The organism is Campylobacter gracilis, assembly GCF_001190745.1.
Classification (GTDB): Bacteria; Campylobacterota; Campylobacteria; order Campylobacterales; family Campylobacteraceae; genus Campylobacter_B; species Campylobacter_B gracilis.
The window spans coordinates 672,305-695,038 of record NZ_CP012196.1 but is presented as its reverse complement, the minus strand read 5'-3'; the positions used below and the strand labels follow the sequence as shown (position 1 = coordinate 695,038).

Sequence of the window (22,734 nt, the reverse complement as noted above, 5' to 3'; positions counted from 1 at the left end):
TCTACCTCAAATCATTTAAAATTATTTTCGCGCTCTCGTCGAAAATTTTACCTTTCAAATGTGCTTTGCAAAATTCCACGATGAGCCCATGAAATAACGCATACGCGCCGTTTTCGTTCTCCAGCTTATCTACTTTTGCCACCGCATCGCAGGGAAGATTAGCAGAATTTACAAGCTCATAGATCCGCTCAAATTCCAGCTCACTAAGCCATGCGCTAAGCTCGTCGTAGCTTTCAAACTCATAGTCCAAAGCCTCGAGCAGCCGCGCCGAATAGCTATCTGCGACCATCACCGCGCGCTCGCACGCATAGCACAAGATCGCATCGCAGCTCTCCGCACCGATCCCCTTGCGCGCTAGCAGCCACTCACGGCTAACGCCCGCCTTGAAGCTCTCAAAATCCCCAAAATCCGCGATTATCGCTTTGCAAAGCAAGCTTAGGCGTCTCGCTTTTTGATTATAAAATCCGCTCACTTTAATGATCTCCGCAAGCTCCGCTTTATCTAGCCCAGCGATCCCATCTAGGCTCAAAAGCCCCTTGCTACGCAGGTTTTGCAGTGCCGCATCGGCATTACGCCACGCCGTATTTTGGATCAAAATCGCCCCCACGACCACCTCAAAGCTTCCAAACTCGGGCCACCAGCGAAAATCCTTAATTTCCACGGCGCGAAAAAGCGCGATAAAAAGCTCGGTCGCGCTCATTTCGCTTCTCCTAAATTTCTGGCATCGTTTCTAAAATTTTGCGCGGCGGCGGCGATTTTCCGCATGCACTCTAGCACGGCGATAAAATTTACGCCAAATTTAAATTCGCGCGCCGTATTCATCTGTCGCCGCCTTTTAAATTTGCAAAAAATTCCTCGCCAAAGCTCAAGAAAAACTGCTTTGCCGCGCGGCCGCTGCGGCTTGCGCGAAGCATCGCAAACTCCCTTGCCTTTGCGTGCAGCGCATCTAAATTTGCGGCAAAGCTCAAGCGAAATTCTGCCGCGCTCATACCTTGCGCAGCCGCAAAATAGGCATCTACGATCCCTAAATACTCCCGCATGCTCCCGCCGTAAAAGCTTAGTTGCAGCCCGAAGCGCTCGCTCAGGCTGATTCGCTCGTTCGCCGCGTCGCTTAGGTGCAGCTCGCCGCGGCTGATCTGCGCGGCGTCATTATCGCTTGTGCATTCGCCTACGATGTGGCGGCGGTTGGACGTCGCATACATCAGCACGTTGCGCGGCGCGCGCTCTAAGGATCCTTCTAGCAGCGGCTTAAGGTGCTTGTAGCCGCTCTCGCCAAGCTCAAAACTCAAATCGTCGCAAAAGATGATAAATTTAAAATTCCTTTCGCGGATCGCGTCGATTATATCCACGAGATAGCCCAGATCGTCCCTGCCGATCTCGATGATCTTAAGGCCTTGCGGGATAAATTTAGAAAAAACCGCCTTCGCAAGGCTTGATTTGCCGCAGCCGCTCTCGCCCCACAAAAGTACGTGGTTGGCGCTGCAGTCGCGCAGGAAAGCGCCCGTGTTTTTTATAAGAGCCGATTTTTGGCTCTCTAGCCCCACGAGCGCGTCAAGATCGGTAAAATCGATGTCACGGACGATCTTTAGCGCCTTTTTGCTCGCGCGAAAGACGGCGACCTGCGCCGTGCGCCAATCAATCGCGCTAAAATCGCTGAAATAAATTTGCTCACTGGCGTCGCTCTGCGCGCTTTTTAGGACGGCTTGCGGCGCTAAATTTAAACCGCTCGCCGCGGCTAAATTCAACTCTTCACTTCTACTTTTGCTCGCGCTTTTTTTGATATTTTCATCGCAAGTTCGCATTTTTTAGCTCCCTTCGCAGATAGATTAAAATTTCGTTTATCACGTCGTCATCATCGCGCGTCTGCGCCTTTAATCGCACCTTATCGCCGTTTGCAAGGGTGATCAAGATATTTTCGTCCATGCTCGAAATCACGCGCAAGCCAAGCTTCGTAGCCAAAACCTTAATCATCATCACGTCGATGAATTGCTTGGTGTAGATATCCGCGCGCCCGAAGCGATCCTCGATCTCACCGAAAATTTCAAGCACTTCGCTCGCCTCGGCGCACTTGCTAAGCCGCCTGTAAAGATCCAAGCGCAGGCGATCCTCTCTGATAAATTCCGAGTTTAAAAAGGCGTTTACGGAAATTTTAAGCTCCACGCTCGCAGCGGCGCTCTTTCTGCTTAGCAGCTTGCCGATCTCCTCTTCGAGCATCTTTAGATAAAGCGAGTAGCCGATCGCTTCGATATGCCCGCTCTGCGCCTCTCCGAGTAGGTTTCCGCCGCCACGAATCTCCAGATCGTGATACGCTAGCACCGAGCCGCTACCCAAAAATGAGTTGCTCTCAAGCGCTACGAGCCGTTTTAGCGCGTCCTGCGTAAGAGCGGTTTTATCCTCGATCAAAAAGTAGCAAAAGCCCTGTTTGTTGCTGCGCCCGACGCGACCGCGCAGCTGGTGCAGATCGGCGATACCGAATTTATCAGCGTTTTCGACGATGATTGTATTTACGCGCGGCATATGAATGCCGCTTTCTACGATGCTGGTGCAAAGCAGCAGATCGTATCCACCCGCCACAAATTTTAGAATTTCATCCTCCGTCGTCTTAGCATCGATCTTGGAGTGTAGAATTAAAATTTTAAGGCTCGGCAAAATTTCAAGCAGCTTCTTTTTGGCGCTTTGCATCGTCGCGATGTGGTTATGGACGTAAAAAATCTGCCCGCCGCGTCGCAGCTCGCGCGAGATCGCCTCTTTTACGATCTTTTCGTCCCACTGCTTGACGAAGGTGCGCACGTCCAGGCGGTCCTGCGGCGGGCTAAGCAGCGTGGAGTAGCTTTTAATCGAGCTTAGCGCCATATTTAGGCTGCGCGGTATCGGCGTCGCGGACATACTAAGCAGGTGCGAGGCGGCGCTTTTCTCTTTGAGCCGCTCCTTTTGCTTAACGCCGAATTTATGCTCCTCATCGATGATTATAAGCCCTAAATTTGCGGGATTTAAATTTAAAAGTGAGTGCGTGCCGACCACGACGATCGCCTCGCCGCTTTGCAGGCGCTTTAAAATTTCACTCTTTTGCCTCGCGCTGCTAAAGCGATCGAGCTTGAAAACGGGAATTTCAAACTCCCTAAAGCGCTCGCTAAGCGTAGCGTAATGCTGTGAGCTAAGCAGCGTAGTGGGTACGAAAAACAGCACCGAATGGCCGCTACGGATGCAGGCAAAAATCGCATTCATCGCAACCTCGGTCTTTCCAAAGCCCACGTCGCCGCTAAGTAGGCGATCCATCACCTTGCCGCTTTGCAGATCCGCTAAAATCGCGCCCACCGCCTTTTGCTGATCGCTCGTGTAGCTAAAGCCGCTTGCGCTTAAAAATTTCGCATAATCCGCGCTTTCGTTTTTGATGACGAGCCCTCGCACCAGCTCGCGCTTGGCAGCCAGCGCGATGATATTTGAAGCGATCGCAAAGAGCTTTTCGCGCACTCGCTCTTTGATTTTTGAAAAGCTCGCTCTGCCCAGATGATCCAAGCTTACCGCGCCGCCGCTTGCGACGTAGCGATCGATCTTGTTTAGATACTCGACCGGCAGCAGCAGCTTGTCGCCGCCCTCGTAGAGCAGGGATACGAACTCCTTGCTGTGTCCCATCACCTCGATGAGCTCGAGCCCGTTAAATTTAGCGATACCGTGATCTTCGTGCACGACAAAATCGCCCACGTTTAGCTCATCCAGAGCTAGGCTCGATCTTCGCACGCGCTTTTTAGGCGCCGCTTTGTTTAGCGAAAGGATGATCCGCTCGGCACTTATTAAATTTACGACGAAATCCTCGCGTAAAATTTCGATATTGCTAAATCCGCCGAGATCAAACGGCGCTAGCAGAGCGTCGTTTCGCGCGATGAGCGTGATAGCCTCGCTGCGGTGGAATTCAAAAAATTCCTGCGACGGCGTCACGGTGAGGTCTTTAAATTTACGCGCCGCAGGCAGTACCTCGATCGCGTCTAAAAAATCCAAATTGCGCTCGGAAAAAATTTCATCCTTTTTGATCTCGTGCAGCAAGACGCAATCAAACGCCTCCGCGTAATCGACGAAGCCATCGATGAACCAAAACCCGAGCGAGCCCAGATCGCGCGCTAACGCGTCGCTATCCGCGCGCGATATCTTTTCGCTCACGCTCTCAAACTCGTCCTCGCTTAAATTTGCCAAAAACGGCGCTATCTCGGCTTGCGCAAGTTCATCTTTTTCGCTTTTTTGCGTCGCGACGTCAAAGCGCCTGATACTCTCGACCGTCTCGCCTTCGAGTAGAATTCTAACCGCGCTTTCGCTCCCTACCGAAAAAATATCGACGATCTCGCCACGGAAGCTCACCTCGCCCACGCTTTCGACGATGTCGCGCACGTCGTATCCAAGGCGCAAAATTTCCTCTTTCAGCCCGCCTAAGTTTAATTCGCTTCCAAATTTTATATTTAACGGGCGCAGATGGCTTGCGGCGGGGAGTTTATTTAAGATCGTGCGGACGGGCGAGATTAAAATTTTTTTACCGCTTGCTTTGTAAAACGCGCTAAGAGCGGTGCTGATGCCTGCTAGCTCACCCATGTAGCTACGCAGATCCTCGCCGAAGCTCGCTCTAAAATCTGGCAGGCAAAAGGCCGCGTAGCCCATAAATTTAAGCACCTGCTCGCACGCCGCAGCCTCTTTATCGTCCTCGCAGATCAAAAGCTCTTTTTGGTTTTGCAAAAAGTATTCGTAAACCTCGGCTTGCATTATTTAAACCTTTCGATCTGGTGCTGCACGACATTTGCGATCTCCTGCCACGATACGTTAGGCTCCAAGGTCGAGATATTTTTGAAATTCTGCGCGTTCCAGCTCATAAAATTTGCAGGATCGACGCTTTGAGCCAAAAACCTAACTTCGTAATGCAGGTGTGGGCCGGTGCTGTAGCCGGTGTTGCCGCTATAGCCGATAAGATCGCCCTTTTTAACCCAAGAACCGGGCGTTACGACCGCGGAGCTAAGGTGGCCGTAGCGGGTCTCAAAACCGTAATTGTGCGATAGAATCACTAAAATTCCATATCCGCTACCACTGCCGCCTGCAAACTGCACAAAGCCCTCTGCTGTCGCAAACACCGGAGTGCCCTCGCTTGCTCGCAAGTCGATGCCGTGGTGCATCCTCATAACGCCGCTGATTGGATGAGTGCGCATCCCAAAAGGGCTAGTGACGCCACGATACTGCATCGGAAGTCCGTTAGGTACAGCGCTAAGAATCGCGCTCGCCGTTTTTTCGCTAGCTGCGATATGCGCGCCGGAGCCCTTTTTGCGCTCCTTTTTCATCTCGTTCATCGCGAGCATTACCTGGATATCACTATCCAGCCCGCCTCCATCGTCTTCGCGTCCGTCCAGCTTGGCAAGCACCTCCTCATTTTTGCCCTCAAGCGCGATATTTTGCTCTTTAAGCGCGAGATTTTCGGCGTAGAGGGTTTTGTTTAGCTCCTTTAAATTTGATCGGTCGCTCGCGAGTTTAAATATCGCAAAAAACAGAACGAGCAGAAAAATTACGAAAAACGCAGATAAAATTTTAAGTTGAAATCTAAAATTTTCGCCAAAATACAGCGTCTTGGTGCCAAAGTGATCGCTTAGGGTGAGTTTAGTTTTAGCCACGGCGTGCCTCAAGCCATAAAATGAAATTTTCTACCAAATGAAACGAGCCGAAAACCAAATACTCCTCGTCCGCTCTAAGCTCGCCGCGAAACGGCGAATGCGGAATTTTAAGCGCGTCAAGCGCACGGGTTATCGCCTCTGCTGCCATTTCGCGATCCGCAACCTCGTAGTTAAAGATCTCCACGCGCTCTACCACGGGTGCTAAAGTCCGTAGCACCGCGGCTACGTCTTTATCGGCAAAGGCGTTATAAATCAGCACGATCTTTTTGCCTCCGTAGATTTCGGTAATTTCGCGGGCGACTTGCTGTGCCGCAAGCTCGTTGTGTCCGACATCCACGCGTAAATTTGGCGCCAAAACTTCCATCCTGCCGCGTAAATTTAGAGGCGGCAGCTGTGAAATTTCAAATTTCAAATTTAAAAATTTCATCGCGGCAAGCGCTAGGGCTAAATTTGAAATTTGAAATTTAGGCAGATTATTGTGCGCGCAAAACTCCGCGATCTGCGCTTGCTCGCTCTTGCTTAAAAGCTCTGTTGCAAACCTCAAATGAGTTCCTTTTTGCTCTGCGATCTGCTGCGCGATACGAAGCGGAACCTCGCTCATCTCGTCGCTTAAAATCGCTTCCTTATCCATCGTAATGAGCTTAGTGTGGGCGATCTGCTCTAGATTTTGTCCTAGCATGCCCAAATGATCGGTGCCGATCGGTGTAAAAAGCGACAGCGTGCGCCCGAAGCTCGACGTAGCGTCAAACTCGCCGCCCATCCCAGCCTCGATCACGCAGTAATCGCAATCTTTAAAGATCACTGCCGCCGCAAGCGTGAGATACTCGAAATACGACAGGCTATCTTTAAACTCCGCAGGCAAGCTCTCTTGCAAAAACTCATGCGCGAAATCAAGCTCCTCATCCGTAGCATCACGACCTAGCGAAATGGGAAGCGAGCTTTGAGCGGATTTAAAATTTTGCTCAGACGGCGATTTGAGATCTTGCGAATTCCATAAATTTTGTGTAGAAGCATAATTTTGCGTATCGATCGAATTTCGCGCGATGAAATTATGCTCGCTACAAAAATTTCGTGTGGTAGAAACGAAACTTTGCAGGGCGGAATTCTGCTCGCTATGTAAATTCTGCGTGGCGGAATTTTGCAAATTAGAAATAGAAATTTGTGAGGCGGAATTCTCTCTATTCGCAAAATTTTGCATCTTTGCGGAATTTTGTTTTTCCGTAAAATTTGACGCCGAAGCGGAATTTTGCTCGTTTTTAAAATTTGAAGCGCCTGAATTTAACGCAAAAACAGGGCTTTGCGCGATGCGTCCGCCTAGATAGATGCGCTCGTTGAGCTTAAAAACGTGCGGGCTGGTGTAGTGCCCGACGCTAAAGCCCGCTGCGGCGATCGCGTTAGCCAAAAACCGCCCGGTGCTGCCCTTGCCATTGGTGCCGATGATCTGAATGACGTTTTTAAGCGGAATTTTATCTTTAATGGCGGCATACGCCCGCGGGAAGCGCTCATAGTCGATTTTTTTGTAATAAATCGGGCGATTTTGCAAAAATTCTTTAATGCTGCGCCCGCTCAAGTCTGAATCCCCTAATCGCAAGCGCCGAAATAAACTCGTCAAACGCCTGCGCGGAGGCATTTTCGATCGCCTTGTAGCGGTCCTTATCGCTAATGATCGAGCTCGTATCGTAGCTATTTTTGACTAGGCGGCTAACTTTAAAATCGTAATCGCCCACGCAATCCTTGCTGAAAACCTCGCCGTTTTTAAGCTTGGTGCTAAAATTTACGATGAGATTTGCGCGGTAGCTAGTGACATAGCCGAACTGATCGTATGAAAGCTCGCTAAAGCTTAGGCTTTTTATGCTTGCTACTACAATCGTCTGCGCCGAGTTTTTATCCGAAAGGCTCATCCCTAGGCGCTGGACTATACCCTGCCTGATCGCGTCTTTGATCGCGACGGTGTTTTGCGGATCGGTCTTGCTCATCATCACATCCACAAATACACTTCCGCTCATCGTCTCTTTTGCAATCCTTGAAACGGGTTTGTAGCCGCAGCCGATTAAAAAAATCAAACAAAAAACGGTTAAAGCTTTTCTCATCTTTGCCTACTTTATCACCAAATTTACAAGCTTGTTTTTGACATAAATTTCTTTTACGATGCTCTTGCCCTCTAACCATTTGGCGCAGTTCTGCTTCGCAAGGCTTAAAATTTCGCCCTCGCTTAGGCTTGCGCCCGCTTCAAACTCGGCGCGCTTTTTGCCGTTAATCGTGACGGCAAGCTTGATCGTATCGCTCTCAAAGACCTCTTCGCAAACTCGCAGCTCGCCGAAATTCTGCCTCTTAAACAGCCGCTCGCTAAGCTCGGCGCAGATGTGCGGCACAATAGGCTCGAGCAGGCACAAGATCACGAAGTAGCCCTCGGTGAATACGTCTTTGTTACTCTGCGCATTTAGCGCGTTTAGCGCCTCCATACACGCAGCGATTAGGGTATTGAAAGCAAAGCTGCTCTCATAAACCTGCTGTGATTTCTTAAGCGCCTCGTAGACTTTAAGGCGGGCGTATTTTTCCTCTTTATTTAAAGCAGCGTGATCGATCTGAGGAATTTTATCAGTAGCGTAGGCATTTTCGGCGCGATCGTAGAGGCGGCTAAGAAATTTATACGCGCCCTCTACCGCGCTGTCATTCCACTCAAGCTCTTTTTGAGGAGGCGCGGCAAAAAGCATAAAAAGTCTCGCCGTATCGGCGCCATAGGTCTCGATGATATCATCCGGATCGACGGTGTTTCCTTTGCTTTTACTCATCTTTGCGCCATCTTTTAGCACCATACCCTGAGTTAGCAGCCGCTCAAACGGCTCGCTATCGCGCAGATAGCCTATGTCGCGAAGAGCCTTTTGGAAAAATCTCGCGTATAAAAGGTGCAAGATCGCGTGCTCGATGCCGCCGATATACTGATCGACGTTCATCCAGTAGTTCACGCTTTGCTCGTCAAACGCCCGCTGCTGCCACGTTCGCTCGTCGCTTGCATAGCGCGCGAAATACCACGAGCTTTCAAAAAAGGTGTCGAGCGTGTCGGTCTCGCGTACCCCGTCGCCGCCGCATTTAGGGCATTTGCAAAACTTCCAGCTAGGATGCGCGTCGAGCGGATTGCCTTTGCCGGTGATCTTGACATCCTGCGGAAGCTCTACGGGCAGATTTGAAATTTCCTCGCTTACCAGCCCGCATTTTGGGCAGTGGATCATCGGAATCGGCGCGCCCCAGTAGCGCTGGCGGCTCACTCCCCAATCGCGCAGTTTAAAATTTACCACGCGGCGTCCGAGCCCTAGCTCCTCAAATTTTGAAATGACGGCGCTTTTTGCTTTTTCGCTATCCATACCGCTAAATTCCGCGGAATTTATCAAAACTCCGCTCTCTACGTAGGCTTTGCTAGCGTCGTAATCGCCGCTTTTTGGAGCGATGCTTTGAATGATCGGCAGGTTAAATTTCTTCGCGAACTCGAAGTCTCTCTCATCGTGCGCAGGCACCGCCATGACCGCGCCGCCGCCGTATTCTGCTAGGACGAAATTTGCGGTCCAAACGGGGATTTTTTTGCCGCTTAGCGGATGAAGCACGCTGATTCCGAGGCTCACGCCGTCTTTATCGCTTGCTTGGCGCTCGCGCGGGCTTTGATTTAAAATTTCTCTCACCTTCGCCGCAGCTTCGGCGCCTAGTAAATTATTATCCAAAAGCCTCTTTACCACCTCGTGCTCCGGCGCAAGTGCCGCGTAGCTCATGCCGTAGATCGTATCGGGGCGCGTCGTAAAAACCCTGAAGCCCTCGATGCCGCCAAGTTTGGCGCTGCTTTGCTCGTCAAATTTAAAGCTAAATTCCAAACCCTCGCTGCGTCCGATCCAGTTTTCCTGCATCGTAAGCACCTGAGCGGGCCACTTGCCCTCAAGCTGTTTTAGGCAATCCAAAAGCTCCTGCGCGTAGGCGGTGATTTTTAGGTAGTAGCCAGGCATCTGCTTTTGCACGACCTCGTTGCCGCAGCGCCAACACCTGCCCTCCTCGACCTGCTCATTGGCAAGCACTGTCTGATCGTGCTCGCACCAGTTTACCACGGCGCTTTTTCTGTAGATGAGTCCTTTTTCAAAAAGTTTGATGAAAAATTCCTGCTCCCAGCGCGTATAAAGCGGATCGGAGGTAGCGAGCATACGGCGAGCCGAAAAGCTAAAGCCCAGGCGGTGCAGCTCGTTTTTCATATAATCGATATTTTCGTAGGTCCAAGTTTTAGGGTGAATGCCATGTTTGATCGCCGCGTTTTCTGCAGGCATGCCGAAGCTGTCAAAGCCGATCGGCTGAAGCACGTTGTATCCGCGAAGCCTGTAGTAGCGGCTCAGCGCGTCGCCGATGCTGTAGTTTCGCACGTGCCCCATGTGGATGCGGCCGCTTGGGTAGGGAAACATCGAAAGGATATATTTTTTAGGCAGGCTATAATCGTCCTTAGGCTCGAAAACTCCCTCTTCGTCCCAAATTTTCTGCCATTTAAGCTCAATACTTTTACTATCGTAAGGCATTTTGCGCTCCTAGAATTCGTCTTTAGTTTTTGCCGACTCGATCGCTATTAAAATTAGCGAGAAAAAGTTTGCAAGTAGCGCGCCGATGGCAAGCGAGGTCACGATCGATAGATCTCCCGGCGCTACTACAATCAAAACGAACGCCGGTATGAGATGCAGATCCGCTACGAGCGAGCTTGCAAAAAGCTCGGCTGCTAGCATATTTCGCACGCCTACCTTCAAAAGCGTCGAGACCGCATTTACGCTGGTTGCTATGAAAAGTAAAATTTCATTCTTCTCATACAAAAACCCGCCTATCGTAGTCATACTCATAAGCGCAAAAAATATGTAAATTACCCTTCCCCAGTTCATCTTCTATCCTTACACCGTGCCTTTTTCATACATGGCGCGATTCTTTTCTTTCTCTTTGATACGGCGCTGTTTTTCGGCTAAAAACGCGCGGTATTTCTCGACATTAAATTTAAACAAAATCAGCATCGGAGCAGCTACAAATACAGAGCTGAAAGTTCCTGCTACGACGCCTATTAGCATCACGAAGCTAAAGCCGTGGATCATCTCGCCGCCCCAGACGAATAAAATCACAATGACGATGAGAGTCGTAAGCGAAGTAAGCAGCGTGCGCGATAGCGTGTGAGAGATCGATTCGTTTATAACCTCGTCAAGCTTAATCGATTTACTATCTTTTACACCCTCTCGAATTCTATCGAAAACAACGATGGTATCGTTTAGCGAATAGCCCATTATAGTTAGAAGCGCAGCTAAAATTTCAAGGTTGAAATCCACGCCGGCTAAAATCATCGCACCTACGGCAACTACGACGTCGTGCAGATCCGATAGCACTGCGGCGACCGCAAATCTCCATTCAAACCGCAGGGTGATATAAACCAAAATGAGCGCAAACGACACACATACCGCTAAAATTCCGTTTGTGCGAAGCTCCTCGCCGACTTTAGGACCTACGATATCGACCTTGCGAATGTCGAAGTTTCCGCTGCCTTGCAAAATTTTTTGCGCCGCTAAAGCTGGATTATCACCCAGTTCACTCGCAGCGCCTGAATATCTAATCGTGACTTCTTGATCGCTACCAAATTCCGTAACGTTGATATTACCTAAATTTGCTGCTTCGAAGCGCTTTCTGATCTCATCAAGCGGTGCTTTGACGTCGTATTTAACCTGAATGAGCGTACCGCCGCTAAAATCGATGCCGTAGCTGACACCTTTAATGAAAAACAGCGCAATAGAGCCTATTATCAAAACTGCAGAAAGCGTAAAGGTAAAATATCTAAATTTCATAAAATCATAAATTTTGCCCTTATCAAACACTTGCATTTGCGCCTCCTCTTACTTTATAACCGAGCCAAAGCGCGGTATTTTTGCTCTTTTCCATCTTATCCATTACTAACTCAAACATTCCATGAGTGCCCAAAATCGCCGTTATCATCGACGCTACGATACCGATACTCATCGTGACGGCAAAGCCCTTCACCGGACCCGTGCCATAAGCATAAAGCGCAGCAGAAGTAATTAGCGTAGTGATATTTGAATCCACGATCGCGCTCATCGCATTTTCATAGCCTTTATTTATGCTTTGTCGGATCGAAACTCCCGTCCTTAGCACCTCTCTAACGCGCTCATTAATGATAACGTTCGCATCCACCGCCATTCCGATAGTTAGCACGATTCCCGCCATTCCAGGAAGCGTTAATGTTGCACCAAAAAGCGCCATACAAGCGATTAGAAATAAAATATTTACTACAAGCGCTATGTCGGCAAAAAGTCCCGCCACGCCGTAGTAGAAAATCATAAAGATTAAAATTGCAACCGCCGCAAGACTAAGCGCTGCCATACTTTTATCGATGCTATCTTGTCCTAGGCTAGGACCGATGCTGCGCGTTTCTGAGACTTTAACCGGAGCCAAAAGCGCGCCGCTTCTAAGCGCGATCGCTACGTCGTGCGCCTCTTCGACGTTAAATCCGCCGCTGATCTGACCGCTACCGCCGCCGATACGCTCGTTTATGCGCGGCGCGGAGTAAACCTTGCCATCAAGCACGATCGCAAGGCGCTTACCGACATTTTTGCCAGTAAAATCACCAAAAATTTGAGCGCCTTGAGAATTCAGCGTAAAATTTATGATCGGCTGATTGGTGTGTTGATCGAAAGCAACCTTCGCATCAACTAGCATCGCGCCATCAAGCACCGGAATTTCGTTTATGAGATACTTGTAATTCGGATTTTTAACGTCCGGGTAGATCACGTCTCCGTAAGCTCTAGCATCCGCTGCGCTGATAGTCTGCGCGCGGTCTTGGCGCACGTCGTCCACTGCCATAAGCTGCAAGTGAGCCGCTTTGGCGATCAGATCCTTGGCGCGCTGCTCATCCGCTGCACTTTTGACACCAGGAAGCTCAACCAAAATATAGCTCTCGCCCTGCTTTGCTACCGTCGGCTCCGCAAGTCCGAATTGATCCAAGCGGTTTCGGATAGTTTCTACGGCCTGTTCGATCGCGTACTTTTTAGTCGCTTCGACCTCCTCAGGCGTTAGCGTGACGCGGTATTTTTCGCCAGATTTTTGAATGTCTAATCCGCTTGCCGCACTATGCAAAATTGCATCAAATTTAGAAGCCTCGTCCGCGTCTAAAATTTCAAACTCGAACGAATCACCTTCCAATTTTAGCCCGTCCATCAGCAGATCATCGCGCTTGGCGGCGTAATTGACGCTCGCAGCGATCGATTTGATCTTTGAAACGACCGCCTCGTCGCTTTGAACTTCCAAAAGCATATGTAGGCCGCCTTGCAGATCCAAACCCAAGTTTATCTTGCTTCCCTTTTCGGTCTGAAAGATCGAAGGCGCGGCAAAAATCGCCGAAAAAATAACCGCAGCCAAAAAGATCAGCAGGCGGTATGAAATTTTACTGCTCATCTAATTTTCTTGCCACAAATTGTTTATCCAGCTCAACCATGACCTCATCGTTAAGCTTAACTGTGATAAAATCATTGTTTGTTTTCACGACCGTGCATTTTATGCCACCGCTAGTTATGATCTTATCGCCTTTGCCGAGCGCATCGACCATCGCTTTATGATCCTTGGCCTGCTTTTGCTGCGGTCTGATAATCAAAAAATACATAATCGCAAAGATTACGACGATAGGCAGGATTGATGCAAAGAAGTTTCCTTGTTCCATGTGTTTCCTTCATTAGAAATTTAAAAAGTAGCTATTTTACATTAAGTTACATAAATAAAGGCTTTGTTCTTGCCCTTGCGCTTTCAAATTTTATTTTCGTAGAAATTTTAAGCTCTAAATTTGACGGCTTAGGCGCTTTGGCGGCAGAATTTTTCTCGCCCCTGATCGCGATAGCAGCACTTTTTTATCTGCTAAAAGCAAGCAAGGCGGAGTGGTTTTGGTGCGGATTTTTTATCGGCGCGCTATGGATGCACTGGATCAGCTTCAGCCTGATCTATTTCGATCTTGCATTTTTGATCCCGATTGAAATTCTTGGAATTTGCCTCGTTTACGCCTTTATTTTCCGCATCTTTGTGATCTTTGACGCGCCGGTTTTGCGCGCTGCGTGCCTTTTGATTCTAAAATTTATCCATCCTTTCGGCTTTGATTGGCTAAATTTTGAACTGCTGCTAAGCCATGGAATTTTCAGAGCCGATCTTAGCGCGCTGGCTCTGATTTTAGCGGGGCTTTGCACGGTTTTGTATCTGCGCGGACGAGGCGCCCGGGCTAAGCTTAATGCCACGATCTTTGCGGTATTTTTGATCTGCGCGCTGCAATTCAGCCAAAAAGAGCCCGAGCCGCTACCGATTAAAATTTCACTCGCAAACACCGATATTTCGCAGCATGACATCTGGGCGAAGGATAAAATTTTATCCGCCGCGTTGGCAAATTTGGCTCGGATTGATGAGGCGATCGCAGAGGGACAAGACGCGATAATCCTGCCCGAGAGCGCCTTTGCGATGCCGCTAAATCTAGAAAACGCGCTAGTTGAAGCTCTAAAGGAAAAATCGCGCGCAATTACTATCGTAGCGGGCGCGGAAGCGTATGAGGACGGGAAATTTTACAACAGCGCCTATCTTTTTGCGAACGGGGAAATGAAGCGCTTCGATAAGCACATTTTGGTGCCGTTTGGCGAAATGGTGCCGCTGCCGGAATTCGCGCGAAATTTTATCAACCGCGTGCTGCTAGGCGGTGCGACCGATTTTTCGACGGCTAGTGGCTTTAGCGACTACGAGCTTGGCGGGCGAAGCGTAAGAAGCGCGGTTTGCTACGAGGCTACGCGCGCAGAGCTTTACGAAGGCTCGCCCAAATACGTCGTAGCGATCAGTAATAACGGCTGGTTCGTGCCGAGCTACGAGCCCTATTTGCAGCGCCTCATAATCCGCTACTACGCGAGCTTGCACGGCACATTGGTCTATCACGCCGTAAACGGCAGCGCTAGCGAAATAATCGCTCCGAAAAAGATCTGGATAAACCGCCTTAAAGATCATCTAAAATAGCCTAAAAAGTTATTTTTAAACGACTTTTAGGTAATATTTTAAAATTTTATTAGGAGCTAAATTTATGGCTAAATACAATCGCATACTCGTAAAATTTTCGGGTGAAGCGCTAGCGGGAGAGAACGGCTTTGGGATTGACAGCGAAATTTTAAAATTTATCGCCAAAGAGATCAAGCAGCTCGTAGAGGGCGGCATCGAAGTAGGCATCGTAATCGGCGGCGGCAACATCATAAGAGGCGTAAGCGCCGCAGCTAGCGGTATCATCAAACGCACCAGCGGCGATCATATGGGCATGCTAGCGACCGTCATCAACGCAATCGCGATGAGAGAAGCGCTAGAATACGCAGGCATGGACGTACGCGTGCAAAGCGCGATAAAGATGGAAGCGATCTGCGAGACCTTCATTATCGGTCGCGCTAAAAGGCACCTCGAAAAAGGTCGCGTCGTGATCTTTGCCGCGGGCACCGGAAATCCATTCTTTACTACCGATACTGCGGGCACTCTCCGCGCGATCGAGATCGGAGCAGACGCTATCATAAAAGCCACCAAGGTAATGGGGATCTACGACAAAGATCCGCAAAAATTTAAAGACGCCAAATTGCTTTCCAAAGTCACTTACGATCAAGCCCTGCACGACAACATCAGGGTGATGGACGATACAGCTATCGCGCTTGCTAAGGACAATGCACTTCCGATCATCGTATGCAATATGTTTAAGAGCGGAAATTTATACAAAATCGTCGATGGCGGAGATCTAAGCTCCTGCTCGATCGTAAAAAACTGAAATTTTAAATTTAAGGAGAATTGATGAGAACCGAACAAATTGTAGCCAAGGCTTTAAAAGTAACGGGCGGAGACCGATATAAGCTATCTTTGATGATAAGCAAACGCGCCGAGCAGCTAGCTGCAGGCGAACCGCCGTTAATAGATAACGTAGATACTCGCAGAATGAAATTTGCCGATATAGCAATCTTAGAACTAGCCGAAGGTAAGATCGCATTAGATGGAATCGTTGACAAGGATTAATGATAACTTCTTAGAAAGTCTTATCGACGATGTCGTCGATACCAAAGACATCCAAAGCGCCAAGCAGCTGCTTTATAATCTAAAAGAGCCCACTCCGCTGCTGGTAGATGCTATAAATTTATGCATCGCGCAGCATGACGGGCAGTTTCGCAAAAGCGGCGAGCCATATGCGATCCATCCGATTTTGGTAGCTTGCTTCGTATCTTTTATGGGCGGAGACGACGCGATGGTAATATCTGCGCTATTGCATGACGTAGTAGAGGATACAGATTACAGCATCGAGCAGGTTAGACAAAGATTCGGCGACGAAGTAGCCAAAATCGTAGAAGGGCTTACTAAAATCGTAAACATCAGGGAGGATAAATTAGCCCCATCCGGCGATAGCAACGCCAAGCTGCGAACTACCGCGCTTACCTTCCGCAGGATGCTGATGATTTCCATTAACGATCAGCGCGTTTTGGTAGTCAAACTCTGCGATAGGCTGCACAATATGCTAACCCTAGACGCACTTCGCCCAGATAAGCAAAAACGTATCGGCGAGGAGACGCTTTTGGTTTACGCGCCGATCGCGCACAAGCTTGGAATTTCATCGATCAAAAACGTGCTTGAAGATCTTAGCTTCAAATACGTTATGCCTAAAGAGTATTCGGCGATTGCCGATTACGTCGAAGAGCATAAGCAGCAGCTTCAGATGAGCTTGAGCAAATTTAGCGAAAAGATCAAAGAGTATATGCTCTCAAACGGCTTTAGTGAGGGCAGCTTTGAGATCCAAAAGCGGATGAAACACTACTACTCGATCTTTTTAAAAATGCAGCGCAAAGGAATTTCGATCGAGGAGGTGCTCGATCTTTTGGCTATCCGCATCATCGTGCAAAAGCCGATGGATTGCTACTTGGCTCTGGGTATAATACATACTAAATTTAATCCGCTCATATCGCGCTTTAAGGATTATATCGCACTTCCGAAGCAAAACGGATATCAGACGATCCACACGACTGTCTTTAACGAAAGTATGATCGTAGAGGTGCAGATCCGCACCTTCGATATGCACAACACCGCGGAATTCGGCGTCGCAGCGCACTGGAAATATAAATATAGCGGCTCGATCAATCCGAAGCTTGATTGGCTAAACGACATCGGCATGCAGGAAGAGGACGACGCCAACGCCGAGGATCTTTACGAATACGCTAAAGACAGCCTCTACGTCGAGGATATCGCCGTATATTCGCCCAAGGGCGGAATTTTTACATTGCCGCGCGGTGCTACAGCGCTTGATTACGCCTACGAGATACACTCTCAAGTGGGCTTAAAAGCGACCGAGGCCTTTATAAATCGCGTCAAGGTGCCACTTCTTACGGAGCTAAAAAACGGAGATATCGTTCATATCATCACCGGAAGCGAGCCACACTACCGCTGCAGTTGGCTAAGCTCGGTCAAAACCGGCAAGGCGCGCGCGACGATCAAGGCGTTTTGCAAGCAAAAGATCAGAGATATAAATTTTGAAGTAGCGATTAAAATTTTATGCGCGATCTTTACGACGAGCAAGGAGAGCATTTTAAGCTGGCTTGAAAAAGAAAATTTAAGCAAAAAGATCGACAAAGCAGCCTATGACTCGGTATTTTTAAAAGACGTCGTAAACGCGCTTAAAAAATACCCGCTCAAAGAGAAATTTTTCAATATGAAATTTCGCAGCAAGTATGAGATCGAGAAGCAAAAATTTGACAACATCGTGGTGTATTCAAATTTTAAAATCGACGAGGTTGAGTTTGATTACTGCTGCAACCCAAAGCGCGGCGACGACATCATCGGCTTTCGCAACGGACACGGCGTGACGGTGCATCATAAGCTGTGCGAACGTGCAAGCGAGCTAATCAAAACCGATGAGATGATCTTCGTAAAATGGACGCGTAATGCGCCGCACCGCTACAAGATCATATTAAATTTAGAAAATAAGCGCGGCTCGCTGGCGACGTTTTTGAACTATTTAGTCAAGCTCGAGATCGATCTGGTATCGATAAGCCTCAACGAAAATAGCGAAACGACGTCAGATTATTTTGAGATCATCATCGAGCTGAACGAAAATTTAGACTCCACGGAGATTAAAGACAAACTCAAAAACCGCTTTAAAATCGTGGATTTCGTATCACTTACGGACGTATATAAAAACTAAATAAGGGAGAGCAAATGGCTGACATTCAAGGCATTATGGAAAATTTTAAGCGCGGCGTCGCGGAGATCATCGGCGAAGAGCAGATCGAGGCGCTGATTAGGCGCTATTACGACAGCGGCGAGGTCTTTTACGTCAAAGTCGGCATGGATCCCACTGCTGCGGATCTACACCTAGGACACGCCGTCGTTCTAAATAAACTTGCATTTTTGCAAAACCACGGCGCGATCGTGCAGTTTCTAATCGGCGATTTTACCGCTCAAATCGGCGATCCTACGGGTAAGAGCGAGACTCGCAAAAAGCTAGCGCGCGAAATCGTGCTTCAAAACGCCAAAACCTACGAGCAGCAGGTGTTTAAAATTTTAAATCCCGCCAAAACCAAGGTGATGTTTAATTCCGAATGGACCAACCGCCTGGGTGCTAGCGGTATGATCGAGCTATCAAGCACTTTTAATGTTGCCAGGATGCTCGAGCGCGACGACTTCGAGAAGCGCTACAAGGCCGAGCAGCCGATCAGCATCAGCGAGTTTATGTATCCGCTACTGCAAGGATACGACAGCGTTTGCATGAAATGCGATATAGAATTTGGCGGCACCGATCAGAAATTTAATCTTTTAATGGGTCGCCAGCTGCAAAGAATTTACGATATCGGTAAAGAGCAAAGCGTCGTGATGATGCCGCTTTTGGTAGGTACCGACGGCACAAACAAAATGAGCAAAAGCCTTGGTAACTACATCGGCGTAACCGATACGCCGCATGATATGTACGGCAAGGTGATGAGCATTAGTGACGCGTTAATGTGGGATTGGTATAATCTGCTAAGCCAAAAAAGCAGCGAAGATATCGAGCTAATAAAAGGCTTTGTGGCCGATGGCTCGATCCATCCTAAGGCGGTTAAGGAGGAGCTTGCCTCCGAGATCGTAACGCAATTTTATGACGAAAACACCGCCTTTGAAGCCAAGCAGGAATTTGACCGCGTCCACGGCGCCGGCGAGCTTCCTAGCGAGATCAAGGAGTACCACGTAAGCTCGCCTGCATGGATAGTAAAGGCGCTAATTAGCTGCAAGCTCGCAGTCTCTAGCTCGGATGCGCGCAGATTGATAAAATCAAACGCCGTAAGTATCGATCAAAATAAAATTTTAGATGAGCAGCTTCAGCTTAGCTCGGGCGAATATACACTCCAAGTAGGAAAGAAAAAATTCGCTAAATTAAAGGTGGATTAATGAGTATAAAAATAGGCAAACACGAGATTGCGCACCCGATAATTCAAGGCGGCATGGGACTTGGTATCAGCTGGGATAATCTTGCCGGCAATGTCAGCCTAAACGGCTGTCTAGGCGTCATTAGCTCGGTCGGCACCGGCTATTACGAGAATCTTAAATTTGCCAAAAAATCGCTCGATGGCAGACCATATCAAAGCGAGAATTTTTATAGCAAAGAGGCGCTTTTTGCCATCGTGCAAAACGCTCGTAAAATTTGTGGCGATGCGCCTTTGGGGATGAACGTAATGTGTGCGGCGAACGACTACGAGCACATCGTGCGCGACACGTGCGAAGCAGGTATCGACATCATAATTAGCGGCGCCGGGCTTCCTACCAATCTGCCGGAATTTACGGCCGATTTTCCGGACGTCGCGCTCGTGCCCATCGTCTCCTCCGCTAAGGCTCTTAAGATCATCGCCAAGCGCTGGAAGCAGCGCTACGACAGAATTCCCGACGCTGTAGTGCTCGAAGGCCCTCTTAGCGGCGGACATCAGGGCTTTACCTACGAGCAGTGCGGCGATCCAGCGTTTGCGCTAGATAATCTAATCCCGCAAGTAAAAGCAGAAATCGCACAATGGGGCAGCTTCCCGCTATTTGTCGCAGGCGGAATTTGGGATAAAACCGACATTGATCGCGTGAAATCTTTGGGCGCGGATGGCGTGCAGATGGGTACGCGCTTCATCGGCACCTTTGAATGCGACGCCGCGGAGGAATTTAAGCAGGTACTTCTTAACGCCAAAAAAGAAGACATCCAGCTTCTAAAATCGCCCGTAGGCTATCCCGCGCGCGGAATTCATACCAATCTGCAAGATATGATCGCCGCGGGCAGCGCGCCTAAGATCCGCTGTATCAGCAACTGCGTAAGCCCTTGCGAGCGCGGCAAAGGCGCTAACGCCGTAGGATACTGCATCGCCGACCGCCTAAGCGACGCATATCTGGGCAAAACGCAAAGCGGCCTGTTTTTTACCGGTGCGAACGGATGGCGATTAAACGAGATAATATCCGTGAAGGAATTGATAGAAAAACTTGTAAATGGCGAAGATAGTTAAAATTTTTCTAATCGCGGCTTTTAGCTGCGTATTGGCGTTTGGAGCTTCCAGCGAGGCGTTTTTTGCGAAATTCGACAAGGATTTCATCGTAGCGACGCCGAATTACAAGCGCTCGCTGCACAAAGAGCTAAAATCGCTCTACCAAGGCGCGTCCGATAAAGAGGTCCGCATCAAAGCGCTAAAGAGGCTGGTTTACAGCTCGAAAAATTTAGGGCTTGACTCCTCCGCCTACGAAAAGGAGCTCGCGCGCATAAATACAAAGGACGCGGATAAAACGAAATCCAAAAGCTCTAGCGACGAAAGCAAACAAAGCTCAAGCTCCGCTGAAAAGAAAAGCTCGAAAAATTCCAAAAAAACAAGCTCTGCTAGCAATGAGGACTCTCAAGCTTCGAGCAGCTCCAAAACAAAATCCACAAAAAGCAAAAAAAGCTCCGAAGCGGAAAATTCCAAAAGCTCTTCAAATTTAGCGGATAAAAATCCCAAAGCTTCCGCCTCGGAAAATTCTAAAGCCTCTACATCCAAAAACTCCTCCGCCAAAAAAACGCAAGCTGCGAAAAACGCCGATCTAAGCTCGCTATCTAAAGAGGATTTGGAATTTTTACGCTCGACTAGACCGATCGGCGCGGACGAGGCCGTAGACTCCCAAGAGGACGATGGCGGTGAGGACGCAATCGCGCAAAACGAGGATGAGGAAGAGGCCGCAGATCAAAGTAGCGAGCTTAGAAAAAGCAGCGTCAAAAAAGCGGACAAAAACGCCCAGCTTGCGTTAAATTCTCTGCGCGGCGATAAAAACGAGATCGTGCTTGAGTTTAACCGCGATCTAAGCCAGAGCGATTACAAGGATTTCACCATTGCAAGCAACGATCATTTTCGCTTCGTGATTGATTTTAGCGCGCGACAAAAGTCACAAAAAACGCGGCTTAAAGATAGCTTTGTTAGCGATGTACGCGTCTCGCAATACAACGACAAGACCGTGCGCATCGTACTTAGCGACCCGAAAGAATTCAACGCAAACGTAGAAATTAACGGCAATATGATGATTTTAAGTACGGCTGAAGGCTTAAAAGCTGCAAAATCTGCGCGCGCAGAAAAAAACAAGGATCAAAAATCAGGGCGCAAGCGCGGACGAGAGCAAGATAGCGAGCCGCAAGTCAGCACTATAGATGAAACTCAAGGCGCCAAAACCGTATCCGTGGCTGCCGGTAAAATTTACAAATCGACCAAAGGCAAGCTCATCGTAATCGATCCGGGGCACGGCGGTAGCGATTCGGGCGCGGTCGGAAACGGGCTGAAGGAAAAAAATGTCGTGCTGGCCACATCCAAAAAGCTCGGTGCGCTGCTTACCAAGCGCGGATACAAGGTTCTTTATACGCGTAGCACCGACGTGTTTATAAATTTAAGGTCGCGCACCGCTTTCGCCGCTAAAAAAAACGCCGATATGTTTATCTCGATCCACGCAAACGCTGCTCCTAACGCTAGCTCAGCACTTAAAATGAGCGGTGTGGAAACCTTTTTCTTAAGCCCGGCTAGAAGCGAGCGCAGTAAAAACGCCGCCGCGCTCGAAAACAGGGGCGATTTGGAGGATATGAACACCTTCTCGAAGCAGACCTTCCTAAATTTCTTAAATCGCGAGAAGATAATCTCCTCAAACAAGCTTGCCATCGACATTCAAAGCTATATGCTAAGCTCGGTCAAAAAGAGCTTTTCAAGCAAGGACGGCGGCGTGCGCGAGGCGCCGTTTTGGGTGCTGGTGGGCGCTACGATGCCCGCGGTACTCGTGGAGATCGGCTACATCACGCACCCGCAGGAGGGTAAAAATTTAGGCAAAAGCGCCTATCAAGACCGCATCGCCCAAGGTATCGCAAACGGCGTGGACGCGTACTTTCAGAAAAACAAGTGATGAAATTTTACGCGCCACGCATTTTGCGAGCGAGATGAAATTTTATTTTGGCGCCAAGATTTGCTCCGCAGATATAGTTTGGCGAGCGGCACAGATCTTGCGATAAACAGAGCGAGAGGCGGTAAATTTAAAATTTAAAATCCGCCGCGCTAAATTTAAAGCAAAACGCGCGGGCGCTTGCATGCAAATTTCGCTCGCATGCCAAATATTTACTACGGGCAGGTAAATTTTGCGGGGCGTCTTGCGGCGCCACGAGCTGGGGATATATAACGGCTTAGACGCGGAATTTTAACGCGGCTCGGCGTAAAATTTTAAAGCACAGACTTGGCACCACTTGCTCAGCAGAGTGCGGCTGGCGGTAAAATTTACCGACAAAATCGCATTTAAGTCGCGCAAAAATAGCGATTTTGTCGCGCTAATGCGAATCGCGTTTCAAACCGCCGTCCGCGCAATTAGGATTGCACTTTAAGTTATGAGCGTGTATATTGCGCCAATCGCGTTTAAAACAGCGCGGTCGCGTCCTGAAATTCCGTGCTATGTCCGCAAGACGCACGATATTTGCGTAATGCTTCAGACATGGCAGTTGCAACGCGCCGATGCCTGTGCTCTATGCGCATAAAAGGCGCAGCTGAATCGTAAATTAAAGATA

General features: G+C 48.8%; 19 protein-coding genes. 7 read left to right on the top strand and 12 right to left on the bottom strand.

Annotated elements, in window-relative coordinates; all coding sequences use genetic code 11:
- Nucleotide 1: 1 nt before the first annotated feature.
- The 12 genes from CGRAC_RS03660 to yajC form a co-directional block, all read right to left on the bottom strand.
- A complete protein-coding gene (locus tag CGRAC_RS03660) occupies nt 2-700 on the bottom strand; it encodes a 3-methyladenine DNA glycosylase (protein ID WP_005872264.1) in 699 nt (232 codons plus the stop codon).
- Nucleotides 697-822, bottom strand: coding sequence for a hypothetical protein (locus tag CGRAC_RS12710; protein WP_005872266.1), 126 nt, complete (start codon nt 820-822; stop codon nt 697-699). The genes CGRAC_RS03660 and CGRAC_RS12710 overlap by 4 nt, the downstream gene beginning before the upstream one ends.
- Entirely contained in the window at nt 819-1,640 is an 822-nt protein-coding gene (locus CGRAC_RS03655) for an ATP-binding protein (RefSeq protein ID WP_040304230.1), read from the bottom strand. Before CGRAC_RS03655 ends, CGRAC_RS12710 begins: the two co-directional genes overlap by 4 nt.
- A 145-nt stretch (nt 1,641-1,785) precedes the next feature.
- Entirely contained in the window at nt 1,786-4,746 is a 2,961-nt protein-coding gene (locus tag CGRAC_RS03650; RefSeq protein ID WP_005872270.1) for a DEAD/DEAH box helicase, read from the bottom strand.
- The gene (locus CGRAC_RS03645) at nt 4,746-5,639 is read right to left on the bottom strand and encodes a M23 family metallopeptidase (RefSeq protein WP_005872272.1); all 894 of its coding nucleotides are present in this window, start codon (nt 5,637-5,639) and stop codon (nt 4,746-4,748) included. The genes CGRAC_RS03650 and CGRAC_RS03645 overlap by 1 nt, the downstream gene beginning before the upstream one ends.
- On the bottom strand, nt 5,632-7,182 hold the full coding sequence (locus tag CGRAC_RS03640) for a folylpolyglutamate synthase/dihydrofolate synthase family protein (RefSeq protein WP_143297844.1): 1,551 nt from the start codon (nt 7,180-7,182) through the stop codon (nt 5,632-5,634). The genes CGRAC_RS03645 and CGRAC_RS03640 overlap by 8 nt, the downstream gene beginning before the upstream one ends.
- 7 nt (nt 7,183-7,189) lie before the next feature.
- Nucleotides 7,190-7,729 (bottom strand): LPS assembly lipoprotein LptE, encoded by a 540-nt coding sequence (lptE, locus tag CGRAC_RS03635; RefSeq protein ID WP_005872277.1) that lies wholly within the window; start codon nt 7,727-7,729, stop codon nt 7,190-7,192.
- A gap of 6 nt (nt 7,730-7,735) precedes the next feature.
- The gene (leuS, locus tag CGRAC_RS03630) at nt 7,736-10,183 is read right to left on the bottom strand and encodes a leucine--tRNA ligase (RefSeq protein WP_005872278.1); all 2,448 of its coding nucleotides are present in this window, start codon (nt 10,181-10,183) and stop codon (nt 7,736-7,738) included.
- Nucleotides 10,184-10,192: 9 nt separating this feature from the next.
- A complete protein-coding gene (locus tag CGRAC_RS03625; protein ID WP_005872279.1) occupies nt 10,193-10,534 on the bottom strand; it encodes a DUF6394 family protein in 342 nt (113 codons plus the stop codon).
- 9 nt (nt 10,535-10,543) lie between these two features.
- The gene (gene secF / locus CGRAC_RS03620) at nt 10,544-11,512 is read right to left on the bottom strand and encodes a protein translocase subunit SecF (RefSeq protein ID WP_005872280.1); all 969 of its coding nucleotides are present in this window, start codon (nt 11,510-11,512) and stop codon (nt 10,544-10,546) included.
- On the bottom strand, nt 11,499-13,100 hold the full coding sequence (gene secD / locus CGRAC_RS03615; RefSeq protein ID WP_005872281.1) for a protein translocase subunit SecD: 1,602 nt from the start codon (nt 13,098-13,100) through the stop codon (nt 11,499-11,501). Before secD ends, secF begins: the two co-directional genes overlap by 14 nt.
- Nucleotides 13,090-13,362: a preprotein translocase subunit YajC gene (gene yajC / locus CGRAC_RS03610; RefSeq protein ID WP_005872282.1), complete on the bottom strand. Its 273-nt coding sequence runs from the start codon at nt 13,360-13,362 to the stop codon at nt 13,090-13,092. The genes secD and yajC overlap by 11 nt, the downstream gene beginning before the upstream one ends.
- On the opposite strand from yajC, the gene CGRAC_RS03605 reads away from it, so the two are divergent.
- The 7 genes from CGRAC_RS03605 (at nt 13,338) to CGRAC_RS11470 (ending at nt 22,085) form a co-directional block, all read left to right on the top strand.
- Nucleotides 13,338-14,681 carry an apolipoprotein N-acyltransferase gene (locus CGRAC_RS03605; RefSeq protein WP_005872283.1) on the top strand — a complete coding sequence of 448 codons (1,344 nt, stop codon included), beginning with the start codon at nt 13,338-13,340 and terminating at the stop codon, nt 14,679-14,681. The genes yajC and CGRAC_RS03605 overlap by 25 nt on opposite strands.
- Nucleotides 14,682-14,745: 64 nt before the next feature.
- Nucleotides 14,746-15,465: a UMP kinase gene (gene pyrH, locus CGRAC_RS03600; RefSeq protein ID WP_005872284.1), complete on the top strand. Its 720-nt coding sequence runs from the start codon at nt 14,746-14,748 to the stop codon at nt 15,463-15,465.
- Nucleotides 15,466-15,488: 23 nt separating this feature from the next.
- Nucleotides 15,489-15,707: a DNA-directed RNA polymerase subunit omega gene (locus tag CGRAC_RS03595; RefSeq protein WP_005872285.1), complete on the top strand. Its 219-nt coding sequence runs from the start codon at nt 15,489-15,491 to the stop codon at nt 15,705-15,707.
- Nucleotides 15,685-17,877, top strand: a complete 2,193-nt coding sequence (locus CGRAC_RS03590) for a RelA/SpoT family protein (protein WP_005872286.1) — start codon at nt 15,685-15,687, stop codon at nt 17,875-17,877. Before CGRAC_RS03595 ends, CGRAC_RS03590 begins: the two co-directional genes overlap by 23 nt.
- Before the next feature lie 14 nt (nt 17,878-17,891).
- Nucleotides 17,892-19,097: a tyrosine--tRNA ligase gene (gene tyrS / locus CGRAC_RS03585; protein WP_005872287.1), complete on the top strand. Its 1,206-nt coding sequence runs from the start codon at nt 17,892-17,894 to the stop codon at nt 19,095-19,097.
- Nucleotides 19,097-20,185, top strand: a complete 1,089-nt coding sequence (locus CGRAC_RS03580) for a nitronate monooxygenase (protein ID WP_005872290.1) — start codon at nt 19,097-19,099, stop codon at nt 20,183-20,185. Before tyrS ends, CGRAC_RS03580 begins: the two co-directional genes overlap by 1 nt.
- Complete coding sequence (locus CGRAC_RS11470) at nt 20,169-22,085, top strand: N-acetylmuramoyl-L-alanine amidase (protein WP_005872291.1); 1,917 nt, start codon at nt 20,169-20,171, stop codon at nt 22,083-22,085. Before CGRAC_RS03580 ends, CGRAC_RS11470 begins: the two co-directional genes overlap by 17 nt.
- Nucleotides 22,086-22,734 lie beyond the last annotated feature (649 nt).

What these genes read in the sequence shown, in the direction of transcription:
- CGRAC_RS03660 (WP_005872264.1), bottom strand. Translation starts at nt 700, where the DNA reads ATGAGCGCGACCGAGCTTTTTATCGCGCTTTTTCGCGCCGTGGAAATT.
- CGRAC_RS12710 (WP_005872266.1), bottom strand. Translation starts at nt 822, where the DNA reads ATGAATACGGCGCGCGAATTTAAATTTGGCGTAAATTTTATCGCCGTG.
- CGRAC_RS03650 (WP_005872270.1), bottom strand. Translation starts at nt 4,746, where the DNA reads ATGCAAGCCGAGGTTTACGAATACTTTTTGCAAAACCAAAAAGAGCTT.
- lptE (WP_005872277.1), bottom strand. Translation starts at nt 7,729, where the DNA reads ATGAGAAAAGCTTTAACCGTTTTTTGTTTGATTTTTTTAATCGGCTGC.
- leuS (WP_005872278.1), bottom strand. Translation starts at nt 10,183, where the DNA reads ATGCCTTACGATAGTAAAAGTATTGAGCTTAAATGGCAGAAAATTTGG.
- CGRAC_RS03625 (WP_005872279.1), bottom strand. Translation starts at nt 10,534, where the DNA reads ATGAACTGGGGAAGGGTAATTTACATATTTTTTGCGCTTATGAGTATG.
- secF (WP_005872280.1), bottom strand. Translation starts at nt 11,512, where the DNA reads ATGCAAGTGTTTGATAAGGGCAAAATTTATGATTTTATGAAATTTAGA.
- secD (WP_005872281.1), bottom strand. Translation starts at nt 13,100, where the DNA reads ATGAGCAGTAAAATTTCATACCGCCTGCTGATCTTTTTGGCTGCGGTT.
- CGRAC_RS03605 (WP_005872283.1), top strand. Translation starts at nt 13,338, where the DNA reads ATGCAAAGAAGTTTCCTTGTTCCATGTGTTTCCTTCATTAGAAATTTA.
- yajC (WP_005872282.1), bottom strand. Translation starts at nt 13,362, where the DNA reads ATGGAACAAGGAAACTTCTTTGCATCAATCCTGCCTATCGTCGTAATC.
- pyrH (WP_005872284.1), top strand. Translation starts at nt 14,746, where the DNA reads ATGGCTAAATACAATCGCATACTCGTAAAATTTTCGGGTGAAGCGCTA.
- CGRAC_RS03595 (WP_005872285.1), top strand. Translation starts at nt 15,489, where the DNA reads ATGAGAACCGAACAAATTGTAGCCAAGGCTTTAAAAGTAACGGGCGGA.
- CGRAC_RS03590 (WP_005872286.1), top strand. Translation starts at nt 15,685, where the DNA reads ATGGAATCGTTGACAAGGATTAATGATAACTTCTTAGAAAGTCTTATC.
- tyrS (WP_005872287.1), top strand. Translation starts at nt 17,892, where the DNA reads ATGGCTGACATTCAAGGCATTATGGAAAATTTTAAGCGCGGCGTCGCG.
- CGRAC_RS03580 (WP_005872290.1), top strand. Translation starts at nt 19,097, where the DNA reads ATGAGTATAAAAATAGGCAAACACGAGATTGCGCACCCGATAATTCAA.
- CGRAC_RS11470 (WP_005872291.1), top strand. Translation starts at nt 20,169, where the DNA reads ATGGCGAAGATAGTTAAAATTTTTCTAATCGCGGCTTTTAGCTGCGTA.